Source organism: Streptomyces luteireticuli (assembly GCF_041519305.1).
GTDB lineage: Bacteria > Actinomycetota > Actinomycetes > Streptomycetales > Streptomycetaceae > Streptomyces > Streptomyces luteireticuli.
The window spans coordinates 3,563,443-3,588,498 of sequence record NZ_CP167927.1; the positions used below are offsets into that span (position 1 = coordinate 3,563,443).

General features: G+C 76.0%; 15 protein-coding genes. 5 read left to right on the top strand and 10 right to left on the bottom strand.

What is annotated here, in order from left to right; genetic code table 11:
* Nucleotide 1: 1 nt before the first annotated feature.
* The 3 genes from prfB to AB8735_RS15770 form a co-directional block, all read right to left on the bottom strand.
* Nucleotides 2-1,108 carry a peptide chain release factor 2 gene (gene prfB, locus AB8735_RS15760; protein ID WP_344023700.1) on the bottom strand — a complete coding sequence of 369 codons (1,107 nt, stop codon included), beginning with the start codon at nt 1,106-1,108 and terminating at the stop codon, nt 2-4.
* Between the two features lie 47 nt (nt 1,109-1,155).
* Entirely contained in the window at nt 1,156-2,448 is a 1,293-nt protein-coding gene (locus AB8735_RS15765; RefSeq protein ID WP_372407980.1) for a serine/threonine-protein kinase, read from the bottom strand.
* A gap of 205 nt (nt 2,449-2,653) precedes the next feature.
* The gene (locus AB8735_RS15770) at nt 2,654-4,492 is read right to left on the bottom strand and encodes a protein kinase (RefSeq protein ID WP_372407982.1); all 1,839 of its coding nucleotides are present in this window, start codon (nt 4,490-4,492) and stop codon (nt 2,654-2,656) included.
* Nucleotides 4,493-5,046: 554 nt separating this feature from the next.
* On the opposite strand from AB8735_RS15770, the gene AB8735_RS15775 reads away from it, so the two are divergent.
* The 4 genes from AB8735_RS15775 (at nt 5,047) to AB8735_RS15790 (ending at nt 12,786) form a co-directional block, all read left to right on the top strand.
* Nucleotides 5,047-8,904: an FtsK/SpoIIIE domain-containing protein gene (locus AB8735_RS15775; protein ID WP_372407984.1), complete on the top strand. Its 3,858-nt coding sequence runs from the start codon at nt 5,047-5,049 to the stop codon at nt 8,902-8,904.
* A gap of 243 nt (nt 8,905-9,147) precedes the next feature.
* Nucleotides 9,148-10,548, top strand: coding sequence for an ABC transporter substrate-binding protein (locus AB8735_RS15780; RefSeq protein WP_372407986.1), 1,401 nt, complete (start codon nt 9,148-9,150; stop codon nt 10,546-10,548).
* Between the two features lie 13 nt (nt 10,549-10,561).
* On the top strand, nt 10,562-11,890 hold the full coding sequence (locus tag AB8735_RS15785) for an ABC transporter permease subunit (protein WP_372407987.1): 1,329 nt from the start codon (nt 10,562-10,564) through the stop codon (nt 11,888-11,890).
* Nucleotides 11,887-12,786 (top strand): carbohydrate ABC transporter permease, encoded by a 900-nt coding sequence (locus AB8735_RS15790; protein WP_372407989.1) that lies wholly within the window; start codon nt 11,887-11,889, stop codon nt 12,784-12,786. The genes AB8735_RS15785 and AB8735_RS15790 overlap by 4 nt, the downstream gene beginning before the upstream one ends.
* On the opposite strand, the gene AB8735_RS15795 is transcribed toward AB8735_RS15790, so the two are convergent.
* Nucleotides 12,755-14,389, bottom strand: a complete 1,635-nt coding sequence (locus AB8735_RS15795; protein WP_372407992.1) for a glycosyltransferase family 39 protein — start codon at nt 14,387-14,389, stop codon at nt 12,755-12,757. The genes AB8735_RS15790 and AB8735_RS15795 overlap by 32 nt on opposite strands.
* Nucleotides 14,390-14,469: 80 nt before the next feature.
* On the opposite strand from AB8735_RS15795, the gene AB8735_RS15800 reads away from it, so the two are divergent.
* Nucleotides 14,470-16,053 carry a glycosyltransferase gene (locus tag AB8735_RS15800; protein ID WP_372407993.1) on the top strand — a complete coding sequence of 528 codons (1,584 nt, stop codon included), beginning with the start codon at nt 14,470-14,472 and terminating at the stop codon, nt 16,051-16,053.
* A 311-nt stretch (nt 16,054-16,364) separates the two neighbouring features.
* On the opposite strand, the gene AB8735_RS15805 is transcribed toward AB8735_RS15800, so the two are convergent.
* The 6 genes from AB8735_RS15805 to AB8735_RS15830 all read right to left on the bottom strand — a co-directional run bounded on the left by AB8735_RS15805 (nt 16,365) and on the right by AB8735_RS15830 (nt 24,971).
* Nucleotides 16,365-17,513: a glycosyltransferase gene (locus AB8735_RS15805; protein WP_372407994.1), complete on the bottom strand. Its 1,149-nt coding sequence runs from the start codon at nt 17,511-17,513 to the stop codon at nt 16,365-16,367.
* Nucleotides 17,510-20,284 (bottom strand): CDP-glycerol glycerophosphotransferase family protein, encoded by a 2,775-nt coding sequence (locus tag AB8735_RS15810; RefSeq protein WP_372407995.1) that lies wholly within the window; start codon nt 20,282-20,284, stop codon nt 17,510-17,512. The genes AB8735_RS15805 and AB8735_RS15810 overlap by 4 nt, the downstream gene beginning before the upstream one ends.
* 3 nt (nt 20,285-20,287) lie before the next feature.
* Nucleotides 20,288-21,538, bottom strand: a complete 1,251-nt coding sequence (locus AB8735_RS15815) for a glycosyltransferase 87 family protein (protein WP_372411853.1) — start codon at nt 21,536-21,538, stop codon at nt 20,288-20,290.
* 5 nt (nt 21,539-21,543) lie between these two features.
* A complete protein-coding gene (locus tag AB8735_RS15820) occupies nt 21,544-23,019 on the bottom strand; it encodes a hypothetical protein (RefSeq protein ID WP_372407996.1) in 1,476 nt (491 codons plus the stop codon).
* 3 nt (nt 23,020-23,022) lie between these two features.
* On the bottom strand, nt 23,023-23,826 hold the full coding sequence (locus AB8735_RS15825; protein WP_372407997.1) for a polyprenol monophosphomannose synthase: 804 nt from the start codon (nt 23,824-23,826) through the stop codon (nt 23,023-23,025).
* 65 nt (nt 23,827-23,891) lie between these two features.
* On the bottom strand, nt 23,892-24,971 hold the full coding sequence (locus tag AB8735_RS15830) for a sugar phosphate nucleotidyltransferase (RefSeq protein ID WP_372407998.1): 1,080 nt from the start codon (nt 24,969-24,971) through the stop codon (nt 23,892-23,894).
* Nucleotides 24,972-25,056: the final 85 nt, after the last annotated feature.

Sequence of the window (25,056 nt, forward strand, 5' to 3'; positions counted from 1 at the left end):
CCTACTTTTCCTGCTGCTTGCGCCAGCGGATGCCGGCCTCCAGGAAGCCGTCGATGTCGCCGTCGAGGACCGACTGCGGGTTGCCGACCTCGAACTCCGTGCGCAGGTCCTTGACCATCTGGTACGGGTGCAGGACGTACGAGCGCATCTGGTTGCCCCAGGAGCCGCCGCTGTCGCCCTTGAGCGCGTCCATCTTGGCCTGCTCCTCCTGGCGGCGGCGCTCGAGGAGCTTGGCCTGGAGGACGTTCATCGCGGTCGCCTTGTTCTGGATCTGCGAGCGCTCGTTCTGGCAGGAGACGACGATGCCGGTCGGGAGGTGCGTCAGACGGACCGCCGAGTCGGTGGTGTTGACGCCCTGGCCGCCGGGGCCGGAGGAACGGTAGACGTCCACGCGCAGCTCGGACTCGTCGATCTCGACGTGATCGGTCTGCTCGACGACCGGCAGCACCTCGACGCCCGCGAAGGAGGTCTGGCGGCGGCCCTGGTTGTCGAAGGGCGAGATGCGCACCAGGCGGTGGGTGCCCTGCTCGACGGAGAGGGTGCCGTAGGCGTACGGGACCTGGACGGCGAAGGTGGTCGACTTGATGCCGGCCTCTTCGGCGTACGAGGTCTCGTAGATCTCGGTCTTGTAGCCGTGGCGCTCGGCCCAGCGCAGATACATCCGCTGGAGCCGCTCGGCGAAGTCGGAGGCGTCCACGCCGCCGGCCTCGGCGCGGATGTTGACCAGCGCCTCGCGGGAGTCGTACTCGCCGGACAGGAGGGTGCGGACCTCCATCTCGTCGAGCGCCTTGCGCACGGCGGTGAGCTCGGACTCCGCCTCGGCGAGGGCGTCGGCGTCGTCCTCGGCCTCGGCGAGCTCGAAGAGCACCCCGAGGTCGTCGATGCGGCTGCGCAGCGTCTCGGTCTTGCGCAACTCGGCCTGGAGGTGCGACAGCTGGCTGGTGATCTTCTGCGCCGCTTCGGGGTCGTCCCACAGGGACGGGGCGGCCGCCTGCTCCTCGAGCACGGCGATGTCGGCCCTCATCCTGTCGAGGTCCAGGACGGCCTCGATCGACCCCATGGTCGAGGAGAGGGACTTGAGCTCTTCGGATACATCAACGACTGCCACGCACCCAGCCTAACCGCTGTGCGGGGCGGGACGCCCCGGTCCGGCGTTCACGGGAGCTGCCCCTGGGGCGCGTCCGTGCGGTGGACACCGGGCTTCGCGTCCCCGGATTCATGGCCGGCCGTGGCGTACCAGCCGCCCACGCCCGCCGCCGCGGCCAGTGCCACCGCGGCCGCGCCCAGCTTGATCCGGCGGCGTCTGCGCTCCTCCGCGGTGCGGTGCCGGGCCGAGCCGGCCCGGCGCTCGCCCGCCGCGCGGGGCGCCCGCGCGGTGCCGTGCGCGCCGCCCGCGAGCTCCTCCGGCCCCGGGACGCGCATGCTGGTGTGGGTGTCGCGGCTGGAGTCGAAGGCGGGCGCCGGGACGAGCGGGACCGCGCCGCGGCGGGGCGGCCCGGAGGCCACGGAGGGCGGGGCGGCGTACAGCGCGCCGGGCGCCCGCTCGCCGCCGTCCGCCGGGTCCTCCTCCGCGTCCGGCTCGTCGATGTCGAGCGGCGGCAGCCCGGCCAGCGCGGGCAACAGTTCGCGCAGCCGCGCGCCCAGCTCCGGGGCGCGCAGCCGGGAGGCGGGCGCCTTGGCCAGGCACTGGAGGATCAGCTGCCACAGCTCGTCGGGGATGCCCGGCAGCGGGGCGACGGTCTCGGTGACGTGCCGGCGCAGGACCGCTCCGGGGTGGCCGCCGCCGAACGGGGTGAATCCGGCGAGCAGTTCGTAGAGCACGGTGGCCAGGGCGTAGACATCGACGGACGCCCGGGGCGGCAGGCCCTCGACGATCTCGGGGGCCACGTAGTCGGGGGTGCCGATGACGCTGCGCGGGGCCCCGGCGCGGGCGCGGTCGCGGGCGGGGCGCGGGGAGTCCACGAGGCGGGCGATGCCGAAGTCCGTGAGCAGCGCGGGGTGGGCGCCGCCGGGGCCGAGCGGGCCCTCCATGTCGAGCAGGACGTTCTCCGGCTTCACGTCGCGGTGGACGACGCCGGCGCGGTGCGCGGCGGCCAGGCCGTCGGCGACGTCCGCGACGATGGCGACGGCGGCCTCGGGGGCCAGCCGGCGCTCGTGGTCGAGCCGGGTCCGCAGGTCGGTGCCCCGGACGAGGTCCATGACCAGCGCGAGGTCCGCGCCGTCCACGACCAGGTCGCGGACGCCGACCACCCGGGGGTGGTCGAGGCCGAGGAGGGCCGCCCGCTCCTGGACGAAACGGCCGACGAGCTCCTGGTCGGACGCCAGGTCCTCGCGCAGGAGCTTGATGGCGACCGGGCCCTCGGGCCCCTCGCCCAGCCATACCGTGCCGGCGCTGCCCCGGCCGAGGACCTGGTGGGCGGTGTACCGGCTGCCGATCTTCCGTGCCAAGACTGTTCCCCGACTCCTCAGACATCCCGACAGGTCAGACATCCCGACAGGCGCGTCGCACCGACCCCCGCGCGACCAACCTGCGCGGCTGCCAACCTACGCGGCTGAGGGGATGCTAGGGGCACCGGCCGGTGCCCATCCTCACTTCCGCGGGACAAGCCGCCCGATCCGGTGGGCCGGGGAGCGGCTGCCCGAAGCCCGTGGGCTAGTTGCCCGAACTGTGGCCCGCGATCCAGTCCTTGGCGTTGGTGACCCAGTCCCAGGCGGCGTCCCAGAAGCTCTTGCCGTCGGCGACCCAGTCCTTGAGCGGGGTGAACTCCCACACGGCCCAGGAGCCGATGACCAGGATCACGATCAGGAACAGACAGCCCTTGAGGCAGCCGAGGCCCGGGATGCGCATGGGGTTGGCGCTCCGCTGGCGCGGCGGACGGGGTTCGCGCCGGGGGGCGGGTTCGGGCGTGGGCGGGGCGTACGGCTGCGGCCGGGGCGCCTGCGGCGGCTGCTGGTAGCGCGGCTCCGGCCGGCGCCGGCGCGGGCTCTGCGGCGTGTACGACTGCTGGGGCTGCGGTACGTACTGCTGCTGCTGTGGCGGCTGCTGTTGCGGCGGCTGCGGCGCATAGGGCTGCTGCGACTGCTGCTGGCGGTACGGCTGCTGCTGCGGTGCCTGCGGCGACGCGTACGGCGACTGGGGCTGCTGCGGCTGCTGGGAGTAGCCCTGCTGGGGTGCCGGGCGGCGCGTGGGGCGCCGGCGCAGCGGGTCCTCGCTCGGGTCCAGGTACTGGACCTGCGTCTGGTCGTTGCGGTCGCGGGCCGCGCGCAGCTGGGTCTGCCAGGGGTGCGGGCCGTCGGCCTGCGGCTGCCCGGGGTCCACCGGCGGCATGGCGCGGGTGGGGTCCGCCCCGCCGTAGGAGCCCGCGGGGAGCACCTGGGTCGGGCCGGCACCCTGGCCCGGACCGGCCGGAAGCACCTGGGTGGGGCCCGCGTCGGGGGCCGTGGCGGGCAGGACGCTGGTCGCCGCGTTCGGGTCGTACCCGCCCGGTGCGCCGGCCGTCGGCGGCAGCACCTGGGTGGGGTCCGCGTCACCGAAGCCGCCGGCCGGGGAGCCCTCGCCCGTGCCGGGCACCACGGCCGGCTGCGGGTCCGGGGCGAGCAGCGCGGCGACGCCGAGCGCGGCCTCGGCCTGGGCCGCGCTGGCGTGCACGCCGACGCCGGCGGCGACGACGCGCAGGGCGCGGGCCAGGTTCTCGGCGCTCGGGCGCTCCTCGGGGCGCTTGCTCAGGCAGCGCTCGATGACCGTCCACAGGGGCTCGGGAACGGTGGTGGGGCGGCGCGGGTCGGCGGTGAGGTGCTGGTGCAGCACCTCCAGGGCGGTCGCCCCGGCGAACGGGGGCCGGCCGGTGACCAGCTCGTACAGCAGGATGCCCGCGCCGTAGATGTCCACGGCGGAGGTCTGCGGGCGGCCCTCGGCCGACTCGGGGGCGACATAGGCCGGGGTGCCGACGAACTCGTGGGTGCGGGTGAGGCCCGGGGAGTCGGCGAGGCGCGCGATGCCGAAGTCCGTCAGCATCGGGTGCATCCGCCCGCTGTCGTCCTTGAGCAGGACGTTGGCCGGCTTGAGGTCGCGGTGCACGATGCCGTCCGCGTGGCTGGCCGCCAGCGCGTCGGCGATCTGGGCCGTGAGCAGGGCGGCCGCCACCGGGGTGAACGGGCCGTTCTCGCGCAGGTAGCGGTGCAGGTCCGGGCCGTCGATCAGGTCCATGACCAGGGCGAGCAGGTCGCCCTCGACCACGAGGTCGCGGGTGCGGACGATGTTGGGGTGGGTGAGGCGCAGCAGGACGGAGCGCTCGCGCAGGAAGCGCATCACCACGTCCGCGTCGTTGGCCAGCTCCTCCTTGAGCACCTTGATCGCGACGGTCTCGCCCGGCTGCCCGGTCACGGCGGCCTCGGCTCCCGCCGCCTCCCGCTGGCTCGCCCGCCAGACGGTGCCCGTGGCCCCGCGTCCGAGCGGCTCCTCGAGCAGGTACTTGCTGCCTACCGGCCGCACGTCATGCGCTCCCTGGTGGTGATCCGGACCGTGCTCCCGGTCCCGGTGTCGAATTCTGTGTGACGGCCTCTCCCCGAGCTCGGCCCTCCGCCCACTGTAGTGCTGTCCCGCGAGCCGTCGCCTTGACGCATACGTGGGACTCGGGGGGAAGACGCGTGTTCCGGACGGTTGGTTGCCGCCGGTTGCTGCGGGGATGTCCTGGGGTGATCGACGACCGGGCAGAAAGAGGCCGGGACCGGTCGTCGATGGTCACCCGCCGTACGGGCCCGAAGGGGAAATCCCTCACGATCCGGTCGCCGATCGTTCGCCCCCGGGCGTTTTCGTCTCCTCTTCGACTCCCGTTCGAGCAGGGGGCCGGTCGTTCATGATCACGAATCGGCTCTCGCCGGGCGCGCTGTCGGCGGCAGGTGCGAGGATGCTCGCAACACGGAGCGGTGGGGGCTGCGCGGAGGCCCCGCGCTCCGTGGTGACCTGTACGTGCCGAAGTGCCCGTGCGCGCCGGGGGGCGGTCCTTCTTCCCTCCGGACCAGGGCAGGAAGGGACTGTGGACGCCGATGCAGATCCGGCTGACCGTCCTCGGGCCACCGCTCGGCGGGCACGCCGCGCACGCCTGCGACGTTCTGGTGACCGCTCCCGCGGGCACCGCCCTCGCCGGGGTGGCGAGCGGCCTCGCCGCCGCCCTCGCGGCGGCCGGCGCCGACCTGGGGAGCGGGGCGGTCGTCGTCCACGCCGGGCAGGAGCGGCTGGACGCGCAGCGCTGCGCCCTGGGCGAGCCGCCGCTGATCGACGGCGCGGTGCTCTCGCTGGGCGCCCCCGCCGACCCCGAGCGGCACGCGGGTCCGCCCCTGGCGGGCATCCCCCGGCTGCACGTCGTCTCCGGTCCCGACGCGGGCGGGGTGCACCTGCTGCACGGCGGCGAGGTCCGCGTCGGCCGCTCCTCCTCCGCGGACATCCCGGTCGACGACCCCGACGTCTCCCGCCTCCACTGCGCGGTCACCCTCTCCGACGACGGCCGCGTCACCCTCCACGACCTCGGCTCCACCAACGGCACCACGCTGGACACGACCCCGGTGGACGACCGCCCGGTCCCGTTCCGCCCGGGGTCACTGCTGCGGGCGGGCGAGTCCACGCTGGTCCTGCACGGCCCGGACACCGCGGGCGCGGCCGGGGAGGGCCCGCACCTCCTGCCGACGTCGCCGGACGGGGAGGGCCGCCTGCGGGTGACCCCGCGGGCCGGGGCGGACGGGGATCCTCGGGCGCGATGGGGCGCGGACGGCGGTGGGACCGCCGGGGCGCCCGGTCCGTACGGGGGCGCGGCCCCGAGCGGGCGCACCGGTGCGCCCGGGGGCGCGCCCGGAGACGGATCCGCCGACGGGGGCGGGTCGTCCCCGGCGGCGGCCGGAGGCGTGCCGGACGGCGTCGCTCCCCGGTACGCGACGGGTCACGGCCCGGAGCACTGGGCGCCCGGCGCCCCGGCCGCGGCGGCGGAGCAGCCGCCCTCGGGCGGGGCCGCGGCGCACCACGGCGGGCCTGTCTTCGTCCCGGACGAACCGACCTCCCCCCGGGGCACCCGTGCCCGCGCCGGGGTGCCGGAGGAGGATCCGCGCGGCGTCCCGTCCCGCACCGCCGGACAGGACGGCGCGCCCGCACGCGTGCCCGGGGCGCGGGCCGCCGCACGGCCCCATGCCGGGGATGCCCGTGTCCCCGACGGGCCGGGCGGCCGCCCGGCCGCCCACGGCTCCGTCGTCCCCCCGCGCGACCCCGCGGCCGCCGTGCCCCGCCCCTCCGGCCCGGAGGAACGGACGCCCCCGCGCGGCGTCTCCACCACCGCGCGGCACCCGGGAGCCGACGGCGCCTTCGGCGCGCCCGCCGGCGAGGGGCCCGCGTGGGGCGCCCGGACACCGGTGTACGGGACCGGGGCCGGGGCGGCGGGACCGTACGCGGCGCCGGACGGCCCGGGCGGCGTGGCGACCGCCGGCCCCGGCGGCGCCCCCCAGCGCGCCCCCCAGCAGCGCACCGCGGAGCCGTCGTGGACCGCGGCCCCGGCCCCGGCGGACGTCCCGCACCCGGCGGACACCTCGACCGCCCTGGGCACGGCCCGCATCCACCCCGGCCCCGGCACCCCGGAGGCCCCCCCGGCCGCCGACGGCAAGCGCGCGCGGGGCCGCGGCATAGCGGCCTGGGCGCGCCGCCTCGCCGGCGGCCGCGGCGGGCAGCAGCCGCGGCCCGAGGACGACGGCGGGCAGGGCGTCGTCCCGTCCCCGAGGGAGCCGGCCCCGGTGGAGACCGCCGCGGGGCTGCGCGAGCGCTGGCCCGACCCGGCGGCGGTGCTGCTGACCGTCCTCGGACCGGGGCCGCGGCTGTGGGAGCGGGGCCCGGACCATCCGGACCTGCTCACCGTCCGCCTCGGCACGGCCGACCGCTATGTGCCCGGCCCGCACGGCGGCGAGGGCGCGCTGCTGCCCGCCGTGCCGGTCACCGTCGGCCTGCGGCAGGCGGGTTCGCTGGGCCTGGCCGGTCCGCGGGTCCGGCTGGCCGGCCTGGCCCGTTCCGTCCTGGCCCAACTGGCCGCGCTCCACTCGCCGTCGGTGCTGGAGTATGTGCTGATCGCCGCGGATCCGCTGCGCACCGCGGCGGAGCGGCAGGCGGAGTGGGCGTGGCTGGGCTGGCTCCCCCAGCTGCGTCCGGCCCACGGCCAGGACTGCCGGCTGCTGGTCGCCTACGACCGCGAGCAGGCGGCGGCGCGCACCGCGGAGCTGGTGCGGAGGCTGGACGACGGCCCCCTGGGCCCGAGTTGGCCGACCGCGCCCGAGGAGAAGGTCGCGGCCCTGGCCGAGGCCCACCGCGGGCCGCGCACGGTGGTCGTCGTGGACGGCGACCCGGGCACTCCGGCGCTGCGGGAGTCCCTGGCCCGGCTGGCGGCGCGCGGCGGCGCGGCCGGGATCCATCTGGTCTGCCTCGCGGACGCCCCGTCGACGACGGCGAGTTCACCGGTGTCGGCGGCCCTGGAGACCGCGCGGGCGGCGTCGCCCGCGTTCCCGTACTGCGGGGCGGCGGCCCTGATCGGCGGGGACGTGGCCACGGTTGTCCAGGTCATCGGGAGCGCGCCGCGCGGCGGTGCGGACGCGCCGCCGGGCAGCACGGTCGTCGCGGCCCTCGACGCGGTGTCGGGGGCGTGGGCGGAGCGCTTCGCGCGGGCGCTGGCGCCGCTGCGGGTGGCGGACTCGGCCGAGGGCGACGCCCGTTCGGCGCGGGTCGCGGCGCTGCCCCGTACCGCGCGCCTGCTGGACGAGCTGGGCCTGGCCCGGGCCACCCCGGCCTCGCTGACGGCCCGCTGGGCCTCGGCCACGGATCCGGGCAGCCGCCCGGGCGGCCGGGCCGTCGCCGTCCTGGGCGCGGGCCCGCACGGCCCGCTGTCGGTGGACCTGGCCGCCGACGGGCCGCATCTGCTGGTGGAGGGCGGGGCGGGCAGCGGGAAGACCGAGCTGCTGCGCTCGCTCGCCGCGTCGCTCGCGGCCGCGGACCGCCCGGACCGGCTCTCGCTCGTCCTGGTGGACGGCGCGGCGGCCGAGCGCGGCGAGGGCCTGCGGATGTGCACCGACCTGCCGCACGTCTCGACGTACCTGGCGGCCGCGGACCCGCTGCGGATGCGGGAGTTCGCGCAGGCGCTGGGTTCGGAGCTCAAACGGCGCGCCGAGCTGCTGGGCACGCTGGACTTCACCGCGTGGCACGAGCGGCACTCCCCGCCCCCGGCGCAGGCGGCACCCCCGCGCCGACCGGACGGGACCGGCGCCTCCGGCGACCTGGAGGCGCCCGCCACCGGCACGCTCCAGCTGCGCGCGGCCCGGTCCGGCGCCCCCGCGCACACCGCGGAGAACGCGCTGCCCCGGCTCGTCGTGCTCGTCGACGACCTGGACGCGCTGGTCGCCCCGGCCCTGGGCAGCACCGGCCGGCCGGCGGCCGGTTCGGTGGTGCGGGCCCTGGAGGCCGTCGCCCGGGAGGGCGAGCGGCTGGGCGTCCACCTGGTCGCCGCGTCGGGCCGCCCGGACCGCACGGCGGACACGGCGGTGGCCGAACGGGCCGTGCTGCGCGCCGCGTTGGAGATCGCCCCGCCTGCGGACGACGGCGGGGCCGCGGCCGGTCCCGCGCCGGGGCGCGGCCGGCTGCACCGGGCGGGGGGCGCCGGCCCGGCGACCCCGTTCCAGGCGGGCCGGGTCACCGGCCGGATCCCGCGGACCGCGACGCAGCGTCCGACGGTGGTGCCGCTGGACTGGCAGCGGATGGGCGATCCGCCGACGCGGCGGCCGCTGCGGGAGCTGGGCAACGGCCCGACGGATCTGGCACTGCTCGCGAGCGCGCTGCAGCGGGCGGCCCAGTCGGCGGGCACGGTGGCGGCGCCGCCGTTGCTGTAGGGGGACGCCGGACGGGCTGTTCGGCCCGTCCGGCGCTCCGGGGTGAGCAGCACCCCACCGCACACCCCCACCCCTCCCGTCCCCTCCCCCATCACATCCCGGTCACGATCGCCGAGTTGACATCGACGGCGGTATTGCGAGCGCCACCGCCCCGGCGTAGGACTGTCGCACGGAAGTGCGGTCGTACGGGGGCCGGAGCACGGGGCGAGGCCCCCGCGGCGACCGGGCACGGAAGGGACGGCGATGCGTACGACACCGACGAGGAGCCGCACGGCACGCGGTGCGCTGGCCGCGCTGGCGGCAGGGGCCCTGGCCCTGTCCGCGGCAGCCTGCGGCGGCGACGGCGGCACGAAGGACGGCAAGGGCGACGGCACCCCGGGCGCGTCCGCGCCCACCGGCACCTCCGACGTCATACGCCACACCGTCGCGCTCCCCAAGCTCGGCGGCCAGAAGATCAAGGTGACCGCGGTCTGGACCGGCGCCGAGCAGCGCAGCTTCACCAAGGTCCTCGACGAGTTCTCCAAACGCACCGGCGCGAAGGTGGACTTCGTGCCCAGCGGGGACGACATGTCGGCGTTCGTCGGATCGAAGGTGGCCGGCGGCGACCCGCCGGACGTGGCGCTGCTCCAGCAGCCGGGCGTGTTACGGGAGTTCGCCGGGAAGGGCTGGCTCAAGCCGCTCTCCCCCGAGGCGACGGCCGAGCTGGGCAAGAACTTCTCCAAGGGCTGGCAGCGGCTCGGTTCGGCGGACGGCAAGCAGTACGGCGTCTACTTCAAGGCCAGCAACAAGTCGCTGGTCTGGTACAACACCAAGGTCTTCGACGCGGCCGGGGTCAAGGAGCCCGCGTCCTGGGACGAGTTCCTGCGCACGGCGCAGGCGATCGCCGACTACGGCGTACCGCCGGTCTCGGTCGGCGGCGCGGACGGCTGGACGCTGACCGACTGGTTCGAGAACGTCTACCTCTCGCAGGCCGGCCCGGAGAAGTACGACCGGTTGACCACCCACCAGCTCAAGTGGACGGATCCGTCGGTCAAGGACGCCCTGACCACGCTGGGCAGGCTGTTCGGGAAGAAGGAGCTGCTGGCGGGCGGCAACGACGGCGCGCTGCAGACCCAGTTCCCCACCTCCGTCACCCAGACCTTCGCCGGCGGCGACAAGGCCAAGGCCGCCATGGTCTACGAGGGCGACTTCGCCGCCGCCAACATCACCGCGGCGAAGGCGGGCATCGGCACGGACGCCAAGGTCTTCCCGTTCCCGAAGGTCGGTGCGAAGGCCCCGGTGGTGACGGGCGGCGACGTGGGCGTGGCGCTCAAGGACGGCACGGCGGCGCAGGCCCTGCTGACCTTCCTGGCCTCGCCGGACGCGGCCTCGGTCTGGGCGCACGAGGGCGGCTTCCTCTCCGCCAACCGCAACCTGGACCCGGCCGCGTACCCGGACGACGTCCAGCGCTCCATCGCCAAGGCCCTGGTGGCGGCCGGGGACGACTTCCGCTTCGACATGTCCGACCAGGCGCCCGCGGCGTTCGGCGGCAAGCCGGGCCAGGGCGAGTGGAAGGACCTCCAGGACTTCCTGCGGAACCCGGCGGACGTGGCGGGCACCCAGCGGAAGCTGGAGGCCGACGCGGCCAAGGCGTTCGGCGACTGACGGGCGCGGTCCCATGGCCACCGCGACACCGCAGGCCGCCCGTCCACGGCGCGCCAGGTCCCTGTCGGCCACCCACCCCTGGGTGGCCGCCGCCTTCCTGCTGCCGGCCCTGGCGCTGCTGGGCGCGCTCGTCGTCTACCCGATCGGGTACTCGGTCCACCGCAGCTTCTTCGACGCGTCCGGCCACGGCTTCGTGGGGTTCGACAACTACCACGAGGTGTTCTCCGACGACCGGATCCGCACGGCTCTGAAGAACAACGTCATCTGGGTCGTCGTGGCCCCCGCCCTCGCCACCGTCCTCGGCCTGATCTTCGCCGTGCTGACCGAACGGGTGCGCTGGGGAACGGCGTTCAAGCTGGTCGTCTTCATGCCGATGGCCATCTCGATGCTGGCGGCGGGCATCGTCTTCCGGCTGGTGTACGAGCAGGACCCGGACCGGGGCGTCGCCAACGCCGTGTGGGTGGGCGTCCACGACGCCTTCGCGGCGTCCGCCCCGTACCCGGGTGCGCATCCGCGGCCGGGCGGCGACCTGGCGGCGGACGCGAACGGCGCGTTCACCGCGAGGTCCGTGCTGCGGGCCGGCACCCCGGCGCTGGTGCCCCTGGTGGCGGTGAAGCCCCAGGACGCCGAGGGCGAGCGGGACGCCGTACCGGCGCGGGCCGAGCCGGGGAAGGTCACGGGAACGGTCTGGCTCGACTTCGTGCGCGGCGGCGGGGGCACGCCGGGCCGCGTCGACAAGGGCGAGAAGGCGCTGCCGGGCGTGACGGTCGAGGCGGTGCGCGACGGCCGGACCGTCGCGTCGGCGACGACCGGCCCCGACGGGACGTTCGCCCTGCCGGCCGCGGCCGACGGCGCCCATGTGCGGCTGCCCGCCTCCAACTTCGCCGAGCGGTACCGCGGCGCCGAGTGGCTCGGCCCGACGCTGGTCACCCCGTCCATCATCGGCGCCTACATCTGGATGTGGGCGGGCTTCGCGCTGGTGCTCATCGCGGCGGGCCTGGCGGGCGTGCCGCGCGAACTGCTGGAGGCGGCCCGGGTGGACGGTGCGAGCGAGTGGCAGGTCTTCCGCCGGGTCACGGTGCCGCTGCTGGCCCCGGTGCTCGGGGTCGTGGTCATCACGCTGACGATCAATGTGCTGAAGATCTTCGACCTCGTCTACATCATCGCCCCGGGCTCCAGCCTGCCGGACGCCAACGTCCTGGCGCTCCAGCTGTACCAGTCGTCCTTCGGCACGGCCGTCAACCAGGGGCTGGGCAGCGCCATCGCCGTGCTCCTGCTGCTGCTGGTCCTGCCGGTGGTGATCGTGAACATCCGGCGCATGCGCAAGGAGGGGCGGCGATGACCCCGGTGGACACGATGCCCGCCCCGGAAGGCACGCGGCCGGGCCGGCGGCCGTGGCCCGCCCGGCTGGCGGCCCGGCTGGGCGGCGGGGCGGTACGCCTCTTCCTCGTCGCGGTCGGGCTGTTCTGGCTGATGCCGACGGTCGGACTGCTGCTGTCCTCCCTGCGGGACCGGTCCGACATCGCCTCGTCGGGGTGGTGGCAGGTCTTCGCCCACCCCGGGCAGCTGACGGGATCGAGCTACGACACGCTCTTCCACAACGACAAGGTGATGCACTCGCTGCTCACCACCACCCTGATCACCGTGCCCGCGACGGCGCTGGTGATCCTCGTCGGGGCGTTCGCGGGGTACGCCTTCGCCTGGCTCGAATTCCCGGGCAGGGACTGGTGGTTCATGGGCGTGGTGGGGCTGCTGGTCGTCCCCGTCCAGGTCGCCCTGATCCCGGTGGCGAAGCTGTTCAACACCCTGGGCATCTTCGAGACGACGCCGGGCGTGGTGCTCTTCCACACCGCGTTCGGGCTGCCGTTCGCCATCTTCCTGCTGCGGAACTTCTTCGCGGAGATCCCCCGCGAGCTGCTGGAGGCGGCCCGGCTGGACGGCGCGGGCGAACTGAGGCTGTTCCTGCGGGTGATCCTGCCGCTGGGCGGCCCGGCGATCGCCTCGCTGGGGATCTTCCAGTTCCTGTGGGTGTGGAACGACATGCTGGTCGGGCTGATCTTCGCGGACAGCGGCAACCCGCCGATCACGGTGGCCCTCCAGCAGCAGGTGCGGCAGTTCGGCGACAACGTGGACATCCTCGCGTCGGGCGCCTTCCTCTCCATGATCGTTCCGCTCGCGGTGTTCTTCGCCTTCCAGCGGCAGTTCGTCAGCGGTGTGATGGCGGGGGCGGTGAAGTAGCGGGCGGTGAAGCAGCGGGCGTCGCCGGTGGAGCAGTGGGCACCGGCGCCCGGGTGCGGCACGCGTACCGCGAGACCGCGCCGCCGCGCACGTACACCGACGACTCCTCGCGGCACAGCTCGCCGAGCACGCGCGACTTGGCGTACTCGGCACGCTGGGCCCGGAACCAGCGGCCGCCGACGGTGGTCGTGTCCCACACCACCCAGACCCGGGTGCCCGGGGCCAACCTGCCTATACGGCGGCGCAGTTCGGCCGCGTCGACGTCCTCGCCGTAGAGGGTGCCGGAGGCGGCGGCGGACCGCCGGAGCGTCAGATCGCGCAGGCCGGCGAAAGCGCTCGGGTAGATGAGGGCTATGCGGCGCTCGTGGTGCGGGAGGAACAGCACCGCGTCGCCGGGCCGCGCCGGCCGGCCGACGGCGGCGGCCACCCGGGCGGGCTCGTCGCCCCGGCTCGCGGGGAGCCGCTCGCGCTGCTGGACGGGGAGCTGCCACAGGAAGGACGCCACGACCGCCGCGACCCCGGCCGCCACGGCGACGCCGCGCCAGGGCAGGAACCCCAGCAGCCGCTCCGCCCCGGCGGCGGCGAGCAACGGCACGCCCGCGAGGCTGAAGAGCAAGTAGCGGTCGAGGAACACCGGTGTGCTCTGCGAGGCGGCGTACAGCAGGACGGGCGGGACGAGGGCCAGCGGCAGGGCAACGGCGTGGAGCGGAAGCCGGGGGGCCTCCGGCGGGCCGGTGCGGGGCAGGGGGGCGAGCAGGGCGACGGCGGCCAGCGCCAGGGTGCCGGCCAGGACGGCGCCGCTCGGGCCCGCGAACGCGAGGACCAGCCCCCGGGCCTCCGCGGGACCGGGCGTCCTGATCCAGGAGACCTGCCCGCTCTGCCCCCGGGAGAAGACCGCCAGCGGCGCGACCGCCGCGCAGGCGGCCAGGGCCGCGCACCCCCAGCCGCGCCACGTCCGCCACGGCACGCGCGAGGCCAGCAGCGTCAGGGCGTGCGCGGGCAGCAGCAGGACGGCGAACTCGTGCAGCAGCGCGCCGGCCGCGACCGCCGCCCCGTAACCGGCCCAGCGGGCGGCGGAGCCGTGCTCGGCCGCCCGGACCAGCAGCAGCGTCGCCAGCGCCGCGACCGCCGCGACCAGCGCGTACGACCGGCCCTCCTGCGCGTAGTGGCCGACGAAGGGGTTGACCGCATAGAGCAGGCCCGCCCACAGGCCCACGCGGGGCCGGGCGAGCCGGCTCCCCAGCACCCCGACGAGGGCGGCGGTGCCGGCCGTCGCGGCCACCGAGGGCAGCCGCAGCGCCACCTCGTCGGCCCGTACGGCGAGGACGGCGTGCATCAGCAGGTAGTAGAGGCCGTGCACGACGTCGACGGAACCGAGCAGCCGGAGGATCTCGGGCACCGAGCGGCGGGCCACCTGGAACGTGGCGCCCTCGTCGCGCCACATCGAACCGCGGTCCAGCCCCCACAGCCCCAGGGCCGCCGCCACGGCCGCCGGGACCAGCACGGCCGCCCGCGCCACCGCCCGGCCGCGGCCGCCCGCCGGCGCCGCACCGGCCGCCGGCACCCGCTCCGTCAACGGGACCCGTACAGACGTCCGCCCCATCGCCGCCCCCTCCCGTTCCTCGGCACACCGGGCCCCAGAATGGCCATTTTTGTCGTACTTGCCGGATAAAAATGTGTTCCGTGACAGTGAACGGGAGCGGAACCGTCAGCGTGATCGTCATCGGCTACGACGACGCCGCGCACATCGCGGACGCCGTCCGCTCCGCCCTCGCCCAGGGCCCCGCCGTCGCCGAGGTCGTCGCCGTGGACGACGCCTCCACGGACGGCACGGGCGCCGTCCTCGACCGGCTGGCCGCGCGCCACCCCCGGCTGCGCGTCATCCACCGCCGCGTCAACAGCGGGGGCTGCGGCACGCCCCGCAACGAGGGGCTGCGCGCGGCCCGTTCGCCGTATGTGATGTTCCTCGACAGCGACGACGTGCTCCCCGAGGGCGCCGTGGACGTGCTGCTCGGCGCCGCCCTGCGGCACGGCGTCCCCGTGGCCGCCGGCCTGTGCGTCCGCCGCGAACTCCCCCAGCGGCTCGACACGCACTGGCAGCCCGGCCTCTACCGCGCCGCCGCCCTGCACCCCTCCCCCGAACACCGTCCGGCGCTCCTCCACGACACCCTGTGCGTCAACAAGCTCTACGCGCGCGCCTTCCTCACCGAGCACGCCGTCGCCTTCCCCGAAGGCCGCTATCCCTACGAGGACTTCGTCTTCAGCGCCCGGCTCCTCGCGGCCGGACCGGCCGTCGCGACCGTCCCCGACACCGTCTACGTCTGGCACGTGCGGCGCCGCGCCGCCCGGCCGTCGATCTCGCTCGACCGCGACCGGATCGCCAACTGGCACGCCCGGGTGCGCGCCCACCAGCGCGGCGTGGAGATCTACCGCGCGGCCGGCCGGGACCGGCTGGCCCTCGCGGCCCGCGTCAAGTTCCTCGACCACGACCTGCGCATATACGTCCGCGAACTGCCCCGGCGCGACGCCGTCTACCGGCACGCGTGGTGGCGCGCCGCCCGGGCCTGCCTGGCCGGCTACGGCGAGGCCGAACTCACCGCCGCCCGGGCACCCGCCCGGTGGATCGCCCGGGTGCTGCTCGCCGCACCGGCCCCGCGCGACCTGGACCGGCTCGCCCAGCTCGCCGCGCGGCCCGCGCGGCTGCTGCCGCCCTACGCCGTGGCGTCCGGCGGGCCGGTGTGGGCCGAGGACCTGCCCGCCGCCGTCCTCGACGGCCTGGCCTCGGCGCCCGCCCGGCGCCTGCCCGTCACCGTCGACGCGACGCTGCGCCTGCGGCTCCGGGCCGATCTCACCCTGCACGTCCACGACCTCTACGGCCTCCTCGCCACGGCCCGGCCGCATACGGCCGAGCTCGAACTCCGCCCCCGCGGCGGCACCTCGGCGCTGGTGCTCCGCGCGCCCCTCCACCCCGAGGGCTCCGGCTGGACCGCCCGGCTGCGCTTCGGCCCGGGGCCGCTGGCGTCGCACGGGACCCGGACCTGGGAGGTACGGGTGGGACTGCACTGCGCGCACGGGGGCGTGCTCCGCACGGCCGCGCGACCCGCCGACGCCCTGCCACGCCGCCGCATCCCCGTGCCGAGCCTGCGGCACGGGGTGCTGCTCCTGCGTCCCTATGCGACGGGGGGCGGGGCACTGGCGGTGCGGGTGGTGGTGGGGGTGGGGGGTGTGCTGGTGGCGGTGGCGAGACGGTTGCGGTGGCGTTGTTAGAGAGTGGACGCCCCTGGCCCGCCCTTTCACCGTTTCTTCCGGGGCTGCGCCCCTCGGCCCCGCAATGCGGCTGCGCCGCATTGTCCTCAAGCGCCGGACGGGCTGATTCAGCCCGTCCGGCGCTTGAGGACTGGGGGTACCCCCTCTGGGGAGCCCGCAGGGCGCTTCGGGGGTCCAGGGGGCGGAGCCCCCGGTGGGGTGCAGGGGCGAAGCCCCGCCCACCCGCGCGCGGCAGCGCGTCAACGGGGTGGCGCAGGGGCGCAGCCCCTGCGGGAAACGGCGAAAGGGCGGGACCGGGGCGAATTCCCTGCTCACCGATCCACCTCCTCGAACAGCGCCTCCCAGCGATCCAGCACCACCGGCAACGCCAACGGCGCCACCCGCCCCCGCGCAGCCCGCCCATACCGCCCCCGCACCCCCGCATCCGCCATCAGCCCGCCCAACGCCCGTGCGAACGCCCCCACATCCCCCGGCGGCACCAGCACACCCGTCTCCCCGTCCGCCACCAACTCCCGCACCCCGCCCGACAGATCGAAGGACACGCACGGCACCCCGCAAGCCGACGCCTCGGCGAGGGCCATCGGACGGCCCTCGTACTCACTCGTGAGCGCGAGCAGGGACAGCTCGCGGTAGGCCGCGGCCACGTCCCTCACCGTCCCGCGGAAGCGCACCCGGTGGGCGACGCCGAGCCGCGCCGCCCGCTCGCGCAGCCCCGGCTCCTCCGGCCCGTCGCCGAAGAAGTGCAGCTCCCAGTCGGGGAATTGGGCGCTCGCCACGGCGAACGCGTCGACGAGCCGGTCGAGTCGCTTGACCGGGTCGAGCCGGCCGACGGCCCCGATCCGCCGGGTGTCCAGCGGCGCCGGCGGACCGGCGGCGAACGGCAGGGGGTTGGGCACCACCGCCACATTCGGCAGGCGCAGCCGCCGGAACTCCGCCGCGTCCGGCTCGCTGAGGAAGACGGCCTTCTCCAGCGAGGCGTAATGCCGCAGGATCAGCCGGAGGTTGGCCGAGCAGGCGGCCTGCGCGAAGGACTCGTGGTACTGCCCGACACACTTCAGGTGCGCCCGCTCCACGCCCGTCAGCCAGTCCGCCGCCCAGGGCGAGCCGATCACCACGTATCCGTCGCGCACCGCCGCGAACCGCCGGGCGAGCCGGGCGCGGGCCCGCTCGCCGTCCCGCCGCCCGGCGCGGAGGGCGCGCAGCCGGGCGGGGTGCAGCAGCCCGCCGAGGGAGGGGGCGGCGGCTTCCCGCTCGGGGGCGGCCGGCGAGCGGTGCAGTGTGGCGCGCCGGTAGGCGGGGCGGGCGTGGAAGGCGTGCGGCTCGGGGCTGGGCCGGATGCCGATCAGTTCCACCCGGTGGCCGCGCTCCGCGAAGCCCTGGGCGAGGGTGTGCAGCACGCGCTGGGAACCGCCCACCGAGTCCACGTCGACGCCGACCAGGAAGAGGTTGCGCCGGGTCACCGGGCACCTCCCGCAGAGGACCCCGCGAAGAACAGGTCGACCACGGCCTTGCTGGACGCCCCGGTCTCGTACGGGTTGAACCGGGCCCGGAACCTCTCGTACGGCTCCGCCCACTCCTCCCGCACGGCACCCAGGTCCCGCAGCGCGGCGGCGAGTTCATCTGCGGAGGCGACCAGCGGTCCGGGGGCGATGGCGGGCAGGTCGTAGTAGGTGCCGCGCAGCGAGGAGCGGTAGCGGTCGTAGTCGTCGGCGTGGAACAGGACGGGCCGGCCCAGGTTGACGTAGTCGAACATCACGGACGAGTAGTCGGTGAGCAGCGCGTCCGAGGCGAGGAGCAGGTCGTTGAGGTCGGCGAACTCCCGTCCGTCGCGCACCGCGTGGCCGAGCTCGCGGGGGACGGTGTAGCGCTCGTAGTAGTGCGGGCGGACCACGACCGTCCATGCCCCGCCGGTGCGGCGGACGAGTTCCGCGAGGTCCGCCCGGACCGATGCGCCGCTGCCGCGCGCCCCGTCGCGGAAGGTGGGCGCGTAGAGCAGCACCCGCGTCCCGTCGGGGATCTGGAGCCGCTCGCGGGCGGCGGCGGCGCGCTCGCGCTGGGCGGGCTCGTCCCGGCGGACGAGGACGTCGTTGCGCGGCAGTCCGGTGCGCAGCAGGGCTCCGGTGTACTCGTTGGCGCGGACGAAGGTGCGCTCGAACTCCTCGCTGGGGGCCACGAGCGCGTCCCAGCGGCCGATCAGGGCGCGGTGTCTGCGGCGCCGCCCCGGCCCGGCGAGCCGGAGCTCGGGGACGTCGAAGCCCATGTGCTTGAGCGCCTGGCCGTGCCAGGTCTGGAGGTAACGGGTGCCGGGGCGCTTGGCGAGGTGCGCGGGGAAGCCGTGCGAGTCCACCCAGTAGCGGGCGCGGGCGACGGCGCGGAGGTGCTCCCAGCTGCCGCGCCTGACCAGGGGGACGCCCTCGGGGTAGCCGGCACGGCTGCCGGTGTAGGACCAGACGGCGCGCAACGGGAGGCCGCGGCGCAGGAGTTCCTCGTGGATGTAGCGGGGGCTGTCGGCGTAGCCGCGGCCCTCCAGGGCCTCGAAGACGACCAGGGCGTCGTCGACGGGCAGCCGGTGGAGCTCGTGGCAGGCGAGGGCCTGGGCACCGGGGCCGGTGGCGCGGCGGGCCAGCCGGCGGACGGCGGCCAGATGCGGTGCGAGGGCCTCGGCGCGGGCGCGGGGACCCGTCCGCTCCCACCGGATCTCCAGGCGGCCCGCGCCGCGGTCCTCGCAGCCGACACGGATGTCGTGACCGTCGATCCGGGCGCGGAAACCGGGCGCGCCCGGGGTGGCGAGGAGGGGGTCGGCGCGGTGCAGGCCCAGGCGTTCGAGGACGACGACGGGGTGGCGCCGGCCGCGGAAACCCTGGAGGCCGAGCCGGGTGCGGCCGAGGTCGAGGACGAGGTCGGCGGTGCGCACGGTCGCGTCGTCGGGGGCCGGGTCGTAGCCGAAGGGCACCGTGAGAGGGGCGGTCCGGGCGGTGAGGCGCAGCTCGGCGGCGACGGGTCCGGCGAGCAGCCGTGCCGGGTCGTGGGTGCGCAGGGTGATCCGCAGCCGGGTGCCGTGGGGGGTGACGCGGGTGACCTCGTGCCGCAGCGCGGCGGTGGCGAACGGCTGGTCCGCCATGTGCCAGTCGGTGATGTCCAGTTCGGCGGCGGCGCGGGCGTCCGGGGGCGGGATGGCGCCCCAGTAGGTGCGGCCGGCGTCGCGGACGGTGTGGAGCGGTGCGAGGAGCGGGCGGTCGAGCGTGCGGGCGCAGTCGGCCGCCTCGGCGTGCCGGCCCGCACCCAGCAGGTACTGGCAGATCCGCTGTTCGCGCGGGAGGGCCTCGACGGCGGTCGGGGCGAGGCCGTCCAGGTAGGGCGTGACGGCGGCGGCGAACGCGGCGGCCCAGCCGGGGCCTTGGAAGGGCAGGTCGCCGAGGTGGAGACGCAGGTCGTGGCGGAGGAACGCCGCGTCCTTGGCGGGCCTGAGGGCCGCGTGGCCGTTCTCCTCCAGGAAGGCGTCGGTCAGCCGGGCGACGGCGACGCGGTCCACGACGCTGCGGATGCGGTGGCGGCCCGCGGTGATGGAGCCGGCCCGGGGGTCGAGCCGCCAGGTGTAGACGGGCCAGGGGACGACGGCGAAGCGCTCGGCCAGCGTGTAGGCGCGGGCGCTGAAGTGCTGGTCCTCGTAGTGGAGCCCCTCGGGGAAGCGCAGCCGGTGCCGGGCGAGGAAGGCGGTGCGGTAGAGCTTGTTGGTGGAGAGGTGGTCGAGGAAGTACTCGGGGGCCTCGGCGATGCCCGCCAACACCTTGGATTCCTCGAAGAGATGGGGGTACCACAGGCCGGTGGCGCCGGTGTCCTCGAAGAGCCGGGTGACCGCACCGGCCACCAGGTCGGCACCGGTACGTTCGGCGGTGAGCAGCAGCGATTTGCAGGCGTGGTACGGGAGTTCGTCGTCGCTGTCGAGGAACATCACGTACGGCGCCCGGGCGGCGTCGATGCCCGCGTTGCGCGGGGTGCCGCAGCCGCCGCTGTTGACCGGCAGCCGTAGCGGGCGCACCCGGGGGTCGGCGGCGGCCAGCCGGCGGACGGCGTCCGGGGTGGCGTCGGTGGAGCCGTCGTCCACGATGAGGACTTCGAGGCTGCGCAGCGACTGGTCCAGGACGGACCGCACGGCGCGCGGTAGCCGTTCCGCGTCGTTGTGGACGATCACGACGACACCGACGTCGGGAAGGGGGCGCGCGGCAGGCATGGGTCACCTCGTCTCCGATGCGTTCCGGGGGTCCGGATCACTACTCAGAGAGTAGGGGGCACCACTGACAGTCACCTTCGGGGCGGCCGCCGCCCGCCTCCGCCACACGGCCAGCGCGAGGACGGCGGCGGCACCGGTGAACATCACGATGTCCTTGAAGGCGTGCCGCCGCGACCCACCGAGCTCCGGCCAGGGCACCCCGGCGACCTGCGGGACCAGCGGCATCCAGAACCACACCTGGCGCGCGGCGGCCCCGCGCACCACCACCGACGCGACGAGCGCCGGCAGGATCACCAGGGCGTAGTGCACGAACGACGGCCGGGACACCAGGAACGCCGCGAGCATCAGCAGCGATCCGCACTCCACCAGCCGCAGCGCCTCGTCGCCCCCGGTGCGCCAGCGCGCCCGGGCGAAGCCGAGCACGGCGACGGCGGCGCACGCCCCCAGGACAAACGCCAGATGGTGCGGCACGCCGAGCCGGGGCAGGACGGCGGTCCACGAGGCGTCGTACGGCGCGGCGTAGTCGTCCTGCCCGTGCAGCAGGAACGGCAGCGTCTTGGTGAGGAACAGCTGCGGCCGGGGCATCGCGAGCGCCGCCGCCAGGGAGACCAGCGCGGGCAGGCCCACCGCCCACGCCAGCGCCCGCCACCGGCGGGCGAGCACGAAGAGCAGCAGCAGGGGCACGAGCATCGGCTTGAGGGCGACCGCCGCGCCGACGACCACCCCGGCGGCGCTCCAGCGGCCGCGCAGCGCCAGCAGCAGGGCGGCCGGGAACGCGACGACCGAGGCCGCCGTCCAGTTGCCCAGGTGCACGATGGCCTGGAAGGGCAGGAAGAGCGCGAGGGAGGCGGTGACGGCCGCCGCGAGCCGGCTGTCCGCCCGGACGTCGAAGATCCGCAGGGCGAGCACCACGCCGGCGAGCACGAGCGCGGCGGTGACGAAGGGCACCGCGCGGGTCAGCGTCCGGTCGGCGAACGGCGCCTGGGGCAGCGCCGCGAAGACCGCGCCCGGCAGATAGAGGAAGCGCTTGTCGGCGTAGGGGGAACCGCCGTCGAGCAGGGTGCGGGCGGCCCGGACGACGACCGCGTTGTCCATGCCCGTACGGCGGACGCCCAGCATCCGCCCCGCGCTCAGCAGGTACACCAGCAGCGCGGCGGTGAGCACCGGCCACGGGGCACGGCCGCGCGCCCAGCGCGCGAGCCCGTCCCCCGGCGCCCCGTCCGGCGTCCGCGCTCTGCCGCCCGCCCTCCACACCTTCCTCAACGCTTCTCCACCTCCAGCAGCGCGAACCCCCCGGGTCCGCGGACCGTCCGCCGCAGCGCCGGATCGTCCGGCCGCAGGCCGGGGGCGCCGTCCTTCTGCAGTACCCAGCGCGCCCCGTACCGCCCCAGCAGGCCGAGGCGTTCGGCCCGGGAGGCGGAGGGCGCGAAGTAGCGCCGGGTCGCCTCGCGGCGCGCCCGCTCGTCCGGCAGGAAGACGTCGGGCCAGGCCGGGGCGACGGTGTACGGCCCGTAGGCGGGCAGCATCCGCAGCGCGAAGTAGTCGTTCGTCATCACCGTGGCGCCTCCCGGCAGTTGACGTGCCGCCCAGCCGAACGACGGCCACGGAGCCACGGCCGGGACGTACTGCCGCACGGCCCGGGCAGCGCGCACCGGCAGCGCGTACGCCACCACGCCCGCCTGGGCGCACGCGCCGGTCAGCAGCGCCGCGCCCGTGACCGCGGCGAGGGCCCGGCGGGCCCGGCCGGCGGCCTCCGCCGTGGCGACGGCGAGCGCGAGCTGGGCGGGCAGGAGGACGGCGGGCAGGACGCGGCCCCACGCCCAGTGCCCGCTCCAGCCGCCCGCCGCGAAGACGGCGAGGCCCCCCGCGAAGAGCAGGGCGAGCGGATCGCGCCGGTCGTGGCGCCACCGGGCGACGAGCGCGACGACCCCCGGTGCGAGCAGCCAGAACTTCCCCAGCAGATGGGTGTAGAGCGGCCGGTGGATCGCGTCGAGGCCGTCCGCCCCGGAGAGCGCGAAGAAGGGGTAGTAGGGCCAGGCCCACAGCACCCCGAGCGCCAGGCCGCCCGCCGCCGCCACCTTGGGCCACACCTCGCGACCGCCCCGCGCCAGCACCGCCGCCGCCCCCAACACTGCGACCGCACCTGTGAATTGGTGCACCAGCAGCACCACGGCGAGCAGCAGCCCCAGCGCAAGGAAGGCCACGAATCCCCAGGCGCCCGCGACCGCCCGGCGCAGCAGCGCCCACAGGTGCAGAGCGAGGCCGAGCGCGAGGGTGCTCGGGTAGGCGAGGGTCAGGGCGAGCGAGGTCAGCCCGGGCACCCCGCTCCAGGCGAACAGCCGCGTCCCGTGCAGCAGCAGCACGCACAGCAGGGCGAGCGGCACGGCGGCCGGGCGGCCGGTCAGGGTACGGACGAAGGCCGCGACACCGGTGACGAACAGGACGAGCCCGGCGAGCGCGGCCGGGTGCAGCACCCCGAGCCCGCCGAGGCCCGAGACCCGCGCGGTCAGCGCGAGCAGGACGGTCCACGGCGAGTAGTAGGGGCTGGGGGCGTCGGCCGCCACCAGCGGATGGCCGGGATGCCACAGGTCGGCGCGCAGCCGCTCCACGACCGCGGCGTGCATCCCCAGGTCACCGGCCCAGGGCAGCCGCACGGCCATCGCCAGCAGCAGGGCCGCCGGGAGCAGGGCCGCACCCCACAGCGCCGGGTGCGCGCGGACGGCGCGGGCAATCATGCGTCAGCGGGCCCGGCCGCCGCCCGCGCGCAGGGTTCTGACCCGCAGCCGCCAGGGCACGGCGACCGACTCCAGCTGCACGGCCAGATTCATCTTCGACTCCCCCACGGTGCGGTCCTCGAAGTGGATGGGCACCTCCACGACCGTGAGCCCGGCCCGCAGCGCCCGGTACTTGGTCTCGACCTGGAAGCTGTAGCCCGCGCTGTCGACGGTGTCGAGGTCCAGGGCACGCAGGGCGGCCGCGCTCCAGAGGTTGAAGCCCCCGGTGATGTCGCGCAGCCGGGTGCCGAGGATGGTGCCGGCGTAGGTGTTGGCCCAGCGCGAGAGCAGCCGGCGGTGGGTGCCCCAGGCGGCGGAGAGCGTCCCGCCCGGTACATAGCGGCTGCCGACGACGACGTCCGCGCCGGTGGCCAGGGCGACGCCGAGCAACTCGGCGATCTTGTCGGCCGGGTGGCTGCCGTCGGCGTCCATCTGCAGCACGTACGCCGCGCCGTCCTCGACGGCCCGCGCCATGCCGGCCGCGTAGGCCCGGCCCAGGCCCTCCTTGGCGGTCCGGTGCAGGACGGCCATGCGGGACCGGCCCGGCTCGTTGTACTTCTCGGCCAGCTGCTCGGCGACCCGGCCGGTGCCGTCGGGACTGCCGTCGTCCACGACGAGCAGCCGCAGCCCCTCCAGCGGCAGGGCCATCAGCGCCTCCGCCATCATCGGGAGGTTCTCCGCCTCGTTGTATGTGGGCATCACCACGGTCGTCGCGGTGCGGCCCCACTCGGCGGGCAGGGGGGTCATGACGGTGTGCGGAACGCTCATGGGGCTGTCCTCGTCGCGTAGGGATCGCTCGTCGCGTAGGGGGTCGGCTCGCATGGGGTCGCGGCTCAGGCCGCGGAGAAGCGGATGGCCGCGTCGGGGATCGCGCTGCCGCACCAGACGCGGGCGCCGTCGCGCAGCTCGTTGTCCGCGCCGATGTCGGCCCGGTCCCCGATGACGGCACCGTCGAGCACGGTACGGGGGCCGACCCGCGCCCCGGCGCCGACCATGGACGCGCGCACCCGGGCCCCCTCCTCGATCCGGGCCCCGTCCAGCACGACGCTCCCCTCGACCTCGGCACCGGCCCCGACGCGGGCCCCGGCGCCGACGACCGTGCCGCCGCCGAGCCGCGCCCCGGGCTCGACGTGGGCGCCGGGCAGCACCAGGTGTTCGCCGGGCTCGCCGGGCACGGCCGGGGAGCGGACGATGCCGCGCACCAGGTCGGCGGAGGCCTGGACGAAGGAGGCCGGCCGGCCCAGGTCCAGCCAGTACGAGGCGTCCACCACGCCGTGCAGCAGCGCTCCGGCGGCCAGCAGGCCGGGGAAGGTCTCGCGCTCCACCGAGACCGGCCGGCCGGCCGGGATGGTGTCGATGACCTCGCGGCGGAAGACATAGCAGCCGGCGTTGATCTGGTCCGTGACGATCTCCTCCGGGCGCCGGGGCTTCTCGGTGAAGGCCAGGACGCGGCCGGCGGGATCGGTGGGCACCAGCCCGAACGCCCGGGGGTCGGCGACCCGGGTGAGGTGCAGCGTCACGTCCGCCCGCGCCCGCTCGTGCCGGCGGAGCAGACCGCGGATGTCGAGGCCGGTGAGGATGTCGCCGTTGAAGACCAGCACGCCGTCGCCCGGCCGGGCGTCCAGCGCGTCGGCCGCGCCGCGGATCGCCCCGCCGGTGCCGAGCGGCTCGCGCTCGGTGACGTAGGTCAGCCGCAGGCCGTGGGCCGATCCGTCGCCGAAGTACGGCTCGAAGACCTCCGCGAGGTAGGAGGTCGCCAGGACGACGTGCTCGACACCGGCGGCCCGGGCGCGGGCCAGCTGGTGGGCGAGGAAGGGCACTCCGGCGGCCGGGACCATGGGCTTGGGGGTGTGCAGGGTGAGGGGCCGGAGCCGTGTGCCCTTGCCGCCGACGAGCAGTACCGCCTCTGTCATGCCACCGTCCTCGCGCCTTGTCGTCGCATCGTCGCACTGCGTTAGTTTTCGCGGGAAATTACACTACAATCGGCTGTCTGCGTGC